The following is a 6,831-nucleotide window of genomic DNA, read 5'->3' as shown; positions in this document are numbered from 1 at the left end:
GCGCACGCCCGGCCACTGACCGCCACTGCCCCAGCCCCGCCCGCCGCGGTGGCCGGGCGTGCGCGCGAGGGTACATCCGCTGGCTGCCGGGGCCTGGGCACCAGCGGCACGAGATCGCCGTCAACCGGCGCGGCAGCACCGGACGGTGCTGTGTCGCGAGCCATGTCTACCACCTTTCGAAAAATCAACCTGTTCGGCGACCATCCACACGAATGTGTCTGGGACGTGTCCGGGAAAGCTTTCAATCAATGCGCTTCTCCCGGCTGGTGACAGCCGACCGACATGAGGACATCGCAAACGTTCGACCTCGATGATTACAGCAGCACACGTCCGCCGTGACACAGGGTGAAAATCGGTGCTTCTTTCCTGAACGGCGGCCCCGGGCCGTATCAGGCCCGTCCGTCACCAGCCACCGGTAATGTCACTGGTAATATGATTGTTCGCCCGCCGAAAACAGCGTGAAACGCCCGTTCGGTACGCCGTGCCGGCCGCTTCGGTAGCGTTCCTCCCAGGACGCGACGCGCCACGGTCGCCACTCCGGATGAATTCCGGTGGCCCACACGGACGCCGGTGGAAGTGTCCACCGCGATATCAAACCGGGCGCCACGGGAGCCACGGACGAAAATGTCCAGAAACTGACTGCCGAACCAGCGCCCGCGGCGCGGCGGACACCCCCTGGGCCGATTCCAGCGGGCGCCACGGCCCATCAGGCAGGCTCTACACGAGCGACAGGTCTGTGACAGGCCTGTCGCTGGCCTGTCACAGACCTCTGTCGACGACACGCTGGAAGGCCCGGCCCGCGCCGCCATCGGGCCCGCGTGAGCATGGCCACGATCATGACGTGGTCGGGCCATGCGGGCGGGCGCTCGGTCCACGCCACCGTCGGGCTGTCGCCGGGGCGCCGGCGATCCGGGCACCGGGCCCACCGAAGCTCTGGGATCGGCATCGCCGCTCCGGTCGGGAACCGGAACCGGACGCGAAAACGCGGTCCTCCGACCACCCACTCACCCGGACAGCCGATAAATGATCATTACGTGATGGCGGTCATACGTCCAGGTTCTGGCAAGGGCGGGCCGTCGACACCATGGGATCATGGCGATGGAGCCGCGGTGGCGCGATCGCCTTTCTTCCGCGCTCGGGGCTGCTCACCGCCGGCTCGGAAACCGACCGGAAAGCCGGACTCGGCCTGGCCCGATCAGCGGCCAGGCCGAGTCGGGTCGCGGCAGGCCCCGTCCCCGGACCACCCGGGGGAACGATCATGTAACCCCGCCCGGGGTTACCCGAGAGGAGGACCGATGCCGTCCGTGCTGTGGCTGCATGGAGGGGCGTGCGGCGGGAACACCATGTCCTTCCTGAACGCCGACGAGCCGAACGTCGTCGACCTCGTCACCAGCTTCGGGCTCGAGCTGCTCTGGCATCCCTCCCTCGCCCTGGAGTCGGGGACTCACGCGCGGAAGCTGCTGCGGGCCTGCGCCAGCGGCGAGACACCGGTGGACGTCCTGGTGTTCGAGGGCTCTGTGATCGAGGGGCCGGAGGGCACCGGCCGCTACGACATGTTCGCCGACCGTCCCATGAAGGACTGGGTGATCGACCTGGCGGGAACGGCCCGGACCGTGGTCGCGGTCGGGGACTGCGCCTGCTGGGGCGGGATCGCGGCGACGGCGCCCAACCCGACCTCCTCGACCGGCCTGCAGTTCCACAAGCGCGAGCGCGGCGGCTTCCTCGGCGCGGAGTTCCGCTCGCGCGGCGGGCTGCCGGTAGTCAACATCCCGGGCTGCCCGGCCCATCCGGACTGGATCTCCCAGATCCTCGTCGCGCTGGCGACCGGCCGGGCCGCCGACATCGACCTGGACGAGCTCCAGCGGCCGCGGACGTTCTTCACCAGCTTCACACACACCGGATGCACCCGGACGGAGTTCTTCGAGTACAAGCAGTCCACCACCACGTTCGGGGAGGGCACCCGCACGGGCTGCCTGTTCTACGAGCTCGGCTGCCGCGGCCCGATGACCCACTCGCCGTGCAACCGCATCCTGTGGAACGGCCAGTCGTCCAAGACCCGCGCGGGCGTGCCGTGCATCGGGTGCACCGAGCCGGAGTTCCCGTTCTTCGACCTTGAGCCGGGGACGGTCTTCCAGACCCGCAAGGCCGTCGGCGTCATCCCCCGGGAGATCCCGGAGGGCACCCGTCACCTCACCTACCTGGCCCAGTCCGCGATCGCGAAGATCGCCGCCCCGGACTGGTCGAAGAAGGACACGTTCGTCGTCTGACGACCTGCCCCGCTCCGCCTGCCCCGTTGCCTGCCCCCGTTGCCCGCCCCGGCTTCCCGTCACAGGCGGGAGCCATGCCGGCTGGAACGCCCACCGCCGGGCCGAACCATGCCAGCCGAAGTGGACGGACGCCGGCTGGACGCCGCCGAACGCAAGCGCGCCGAATGGAAGAAGGACACCGATGACCACCGTCGATCTCAACGTCAGCCCGATGGGCCGGGTCGAGGGCGATCTGGACGTCCGAGTGGCGGTCAGCGACGGCGTGGTGACCTCCGCCTGGACCCAGGCGGCGATGTTCCGGGGCTTCGAGATCATCCTTCGGGGCAAGGACCCCCGGGCCGGCCTGATCGTGACCCCACGCATCTGCGGCATCTGCGGTGGCAGCCACCTGTACAAGGCCGCGTATGCCCTGGACGTGGCGTGGGGCACCCGGATACCGCCCAACGCCACGCTGGTCCGCAACATCGCGCAGGCGTGCGAGACGTTGCAGAGCATCCCGCGCTACTTCTACGCGCTGTTCGCGATCGACCTGACGAACAGGAAGTACGCGCGCTCGCCGCTCTACGACGAGGCCGTCCGGCGGTTCGCCCCGTACACCGGCACCAGCTACGCCCCGGGGGTCGTCCTGTCCGGCAAGCCGACCGAGGTGTACGCGATCCTCGGCGGGCAGTGGCCGCATTCCAGCTTCATGGTGCCCGGGGGTGTCATGGGCGCCCCCACCCTCTCCGACGTCACCCGGTCGATCGCCATCCTGGAACACTGGAAGCACAACTGGCTGGAGAAGTACTGGCTCGGCTGCTCGGTCGAGCGCTGGCTGGCCAACCGCACCTGGGACGACGTGCTCGCCTGGGTCGAGGAGAACGACTCCCAGCACGACAGCGACTGCGGCTTCTTCATCCGCTACAGCCGTGACATCGGCCTGGACACCTACGGCGGCGGGGTCGGCAACTACCTGGCCACCGGCACCTACTTCCACCCCGATCTCTACGCGGAGCCGACCATCGAGGGGCGCAACGCCGCCCTGATCGCCCGCTCGGGGATCTGTTCCAACGGCGAGTTCTTCACCTTCGACCAGAGGTGGATCCGCGAGGACGTCACCCACTCCTTCTACGAGGGGACGCAGGCCCGCCACCCGTTCGACGGCGAGACCCGGCCGCTCGACCCGCAGCGAGGGCGTGAACAGGGCAAGTACAGCTGGGCGAAAGCGCCGCGCTACCACCTGTCGGGACAGGGATACGTCCCGATGGAGGCCGGCCCACTGGCCCGCCGGATAGTCGCCGGCGCCCCCGGCGCCGCCGCCCACCAGGACGACGACCCGCTGTTCACCGACATCATCGCCCGGATCGGGCCGTCGGTGCTGGTCCGCCAGCTCGCCCGGATGCACGAGGCCGCCAGGTACTACCAGTGGACGCGGCAGTGGCTCGACCAGCTCGACCTGCGGGAGAGCTTCTACACCAAACCGGCCGAGCCCGCCGAGGGCCGCGGTTTCGGGGCCACCGAGGCCGCCCGCGGGTCGCTGGCCGACTGGATCGTCATCGAGGACGGAAAGATCGCGAACTACCAGGTGGTCACGCCGACCGCGTGGAACATCGGCCCGCGGGACGGCTCGCAGACGCCCGGCCCGATCGAGCAGGCCCTGGTCGGTACACCGGTCGCCGACGCCGAGGACCCGGTGGAACTCGGGCATGTGGCCCGCAGCTTCGACTCCTGCCTGGTGTGCACCGTGCACGCCTACGACGGGCGGACCGGCCGGGAACTCAGCAAGTTCGTGATCAACGGTGCGGTCTGACCCGGGGGAGACGGACAAGGAGCCCAGCGATGAGTGACGCCCGGCCGACCGGGCCGACGTGGAACGAACCCGGCCCCGGCCTCGAGGCGCTGTCAGAGGCCCTCGACGAGGCGGCGACCGGCGTCCGGGAGCTGGAGCCGGCGGCCCGGCGGCGGGCCGAGCAACTGCGGCACGCCGTCGAGGCTCTGCACGGCAGCGGGATCAACGCGATCGTCCGCCGGCTGCGCGAGGATCCCCGCGGCCGGGAGCTGCTGTTCGAGCTCGCGGACGATCCCGTGGTGCGCCTGCTCTTCTCCGTGCACGGGATCCTCCAGCCCACGCCGGTGACCGAGTCGCTGCGCGCGCTGGAGAAGGTCCGCCCGTACCTGCGGGCGCACGGCGGGGACGCGGAGCTGGTCCGGGTGGACGGGGACACCGCGTTCTTGCGGGTCAGCGGCACCTGCAACAGCCGTGCGCTGGCTGGGGTCACACTGCGTGAAGTCGTCAAGGAGGCTCTGATCGGCGGTGTCGGGTCGATCGCGCGCGTGGTGATGCTGGCGGGTGACCCGCCCCCGACGCTGATCCCGCTGGGCCCGGTGCGTAACCGCGACGGCGGGTGGGTGGCGGTCGGGACGGCGGTAGGCCTCGGCGAGCGGCCGATCACGGCGCTGCATCTCGAGCGGGCCGACGGCGTCAAGGCCGACATCGTGGTCATCAGCCTCGACGGCCAGCTCATCGCCTATCGCGACATCTGCGCCCACCAGGGCCTGCCGATCAACGTGGCGCAGCTCGATCCGGCCACGGGCACTCTCACCTGTCCGCGGCACGGATTCTGTTACGACGCGCGCTCCGGCGCCTGTCTGAACTCCCCGGGCGCGCAGCTGACGCAGCTGCCCCTGCGGGTGGACAACGGCCAGGTGTGGATACGGGTCGACGCATGACGGCCGGCCACGCGGCACGATCACGCGGGGGCTGTCCGGGCCGCCGGTCCCGGCCATCGCTCCCCGGCCCTCGACGGTCAGCCGGCCTGGCGGATCCCGGAGTGATGCGGCGCCCTCAGGATCTTTCCTGGGGCGCGCTCGCCAGCGGCCACCCAGTATCCGCCGTCAAGGCGTAGGCCCACCTGCGCGGGCGGGACGCACCGGCCGTCGACGCGGTGGGCGTCGAACCCGGTGCCCACTCCCGCGAAGGTCTCGTGGCAGCCCGGGCAATGGGCGGCGGTCAACGCCGTCCACTGCACGTCGCATCGCCCACAGCCCAGCAGAATCGGGCGATCGTAGTCGACGTCCCGGCCAGCCAATGGCTCGCTCCTCACGCATGTCCGAGCTCTCGCCCTCCGCAACCATGGTTCTTCCGCCCATGTGTCGCGGCGAACGCCGCTCCCCTGCGCTCACCGTCACAGTGCCGCAGACACGCAGACTATCGGTGTATCCACCGCGTTTCGTCCTGTCCCCTCCTCGAAGCTCGTCCAACAGGTCAACGGCAGCGCGAAAACCATGATCTGTTGATCTTTGGTTGTTACTGATGGATTCTGGCTGCCGGTCACGCGAAAAACCATGATCGTACGGTCCCCGGTCGGCCGCGGAGACACAGATAGGCGCACAGTACCGGAGGTGGCACCACCCGCGACCGATACGCCGACCAGAAGATCCGGATCAGGACCCGCGCACCGCCGCTGACCGGTTTGTCGGCGCCTACCGAGGGTCGTGACGTCGTCGTGTCGCGCCACCTGGCCAGTGGGCAGCCGTTGGCCTGGTGGTACCAGAATAGTCCCGGGTTGCGCCGGCGGGCCCGGGGACGACGCGGCAGCCCTTCGCCGGCGCATCTTCGACGTTCGAGACCGCTGTCGCGCTCGGACGTCAGAAATCCGGAAAATCCAGGAGGACCGGGAGAGCCGGGAGCCAATATGGGAGACCCGGATCGGAGGATCCGGGTTCCCGGGCGCCGTCCGGAGCGGGTCGAATGATCCTCGTGTTCCGGCCGGCGGGCGGTCCGGCGTCACCGCGGGAGCCAGCCGGGACACAACCGTACGAAACGGAAACGGCGGAACGGCGGAACAGAAATACCGGTGAGTCAGGCCACCTCGGCCGGCGCGTAGGTCTGGCAGCGCGGACCGCACACCCGGATGCAGGCATTGCAGCCAATGCACTGGCCGGCGGCATCGATGATCATTATCTTGCGCTCGATGTCCTCGTCGTCGTCGAAGGGATCGACCAGTTCACCCTCGTCGTTCACACCCATCAGCCGGAGCACACCCTGGGCGCAGACCTTGTAGCAGCGACCACAGCCGATACATTTCTTCCCGTCCAACGCCACGATGTACTGAGGTACCCAGGGAGTACCGTCGCGGGTGGCGAACTTCACATGACTCATTCCCAATCTCCTCGGTCCAGAACGATCAGATGGCGCGCTTCACGCCTCTTGGCGGGTCCGTACGGCCGAGCCGCCGGCAGCGCGGAAAACATGACCACGCCACCTTCGGCCCGCTACGCAGCGGCGTCCGATGCGCCATATACACGACCTGTCCGAGGAACCGCCCGTGGACGGGAAGCACGGAAGTCGCCCAGGGGCACCTACGACGCCTACAGATCCATCTTGGCGTGGGTCCCGCGGGCGGACACCGTACAAGTACGGAGGTACCTCACCAAACGGCATCTCGGCCTCGGCCATGTGGACGGACGGCCACTTGACCAGGAGGCGACGGAACTCTTCACGACCGAGGCCCCGGGCTGTCCGGACGCGCCCGCACGCGCCCACCGGCGGCGGTGGGCGCGTGCGGGCGCGTCCGGACAGCCC

The 6,831-nt window shown here is 69.3% G+C and carries 5 protein-coding genes; 3 read left to right on the top strand and 2 right to left on the bottom strand.

From position 1 onward, the window contains the following. Window positions 1-1,295 precede the first annotated feature (1,295 nt). From CM1CMNOD_RS01735 to CM1CMNOD_RS01725, 3 genes are all read left to right on the top strand, one after another. The gene (locus CM1CMNOD_RS01735; protein WP_013871969.1) at window positions 1,296-2,267 is read left to right on the top strand and encodes a hydrogenase; all 972 of its coding nucleotides are present in this window, start codon (window positions 1,296-1,298) and stop codon (window positions 2,265-2,267) included. A gap of 181 nt (window positions 2,268-2,448) precedes the next feature. After that, window positions 2,449-4,056: a nickel-dependent hydrogenase large subunit gene (locus CM1CMNOD_RS01730; protein WP_013871968.1), complete on the top strand. Its 1,608-nt coding sequence runs from the start codon at window positions 2,449-2,451 to the stop codon at window positions 4,054-4,056. Between the two features lie 29 nt (window positions 4,057-4,085). Next, window positions 4,086-4,976 carry a NifU family protein gene (locus CM1CMNOD_RS01725; RefSeq protein ID WP_013871967.1) on the top strand — a complete coding sequence of 297 codons (891 nt, stop codon included), beginning with the start codon at window positions 4,086-4,088 and terminating at the stop codon, window positions 4,974-4,976. Between the two features lie 77 nt (window positions 4,977-5,053). Here the strand turns inward: CM1CMNOD_RS01725 and CM1CMNOD_RS01720 are convergent, their stop codons facing one another. After that, the gene (locus CM1CMNOD_RS01720; RefSeq protein WP_013871966.1) at window positions 5,054-5,335 is read right to left on the bottom strand and encodes a hypothetical protein; all 282 of its coding nucleotides are present in this window, start codon (window positions 5,333-5,335) and stop codon (window positions 5,054-5,056) included. A gap of 773 nt (window positions 5,336-6,108) precedes the next feature. Beyond that, complete coding sequence (fdxB, locus tag CM1CMNOD_RS01715; RefSeq protein WP_013871965.1) at window positions 6,109-6,408, bottom strand: ferredoxin III, nif-specific; 300 nt, start codon at window positions 6,406-6,408, stop codon at window positions 6,109-6,111. Window positions 6,409-6,831 lie beyond the last annotated feature (423 nt).

Source organism: Protofrankia symbiont of Coriaria myrtifolia, assembly GCF_900634755.1.
In the GTDB taxonomy this organism is placed as follows: domain Bacteria; phylum Actinomycetota; class Actinomycetes; order Frankiales; family Frankiaceae; genus Protofrankia; species Protofrankia coriariae.
The sequence above is the reverse complement of the archived record's forward strand: the minus strand, read 5'-3'. Positions and strand labels throughout refer to the sequence as shown.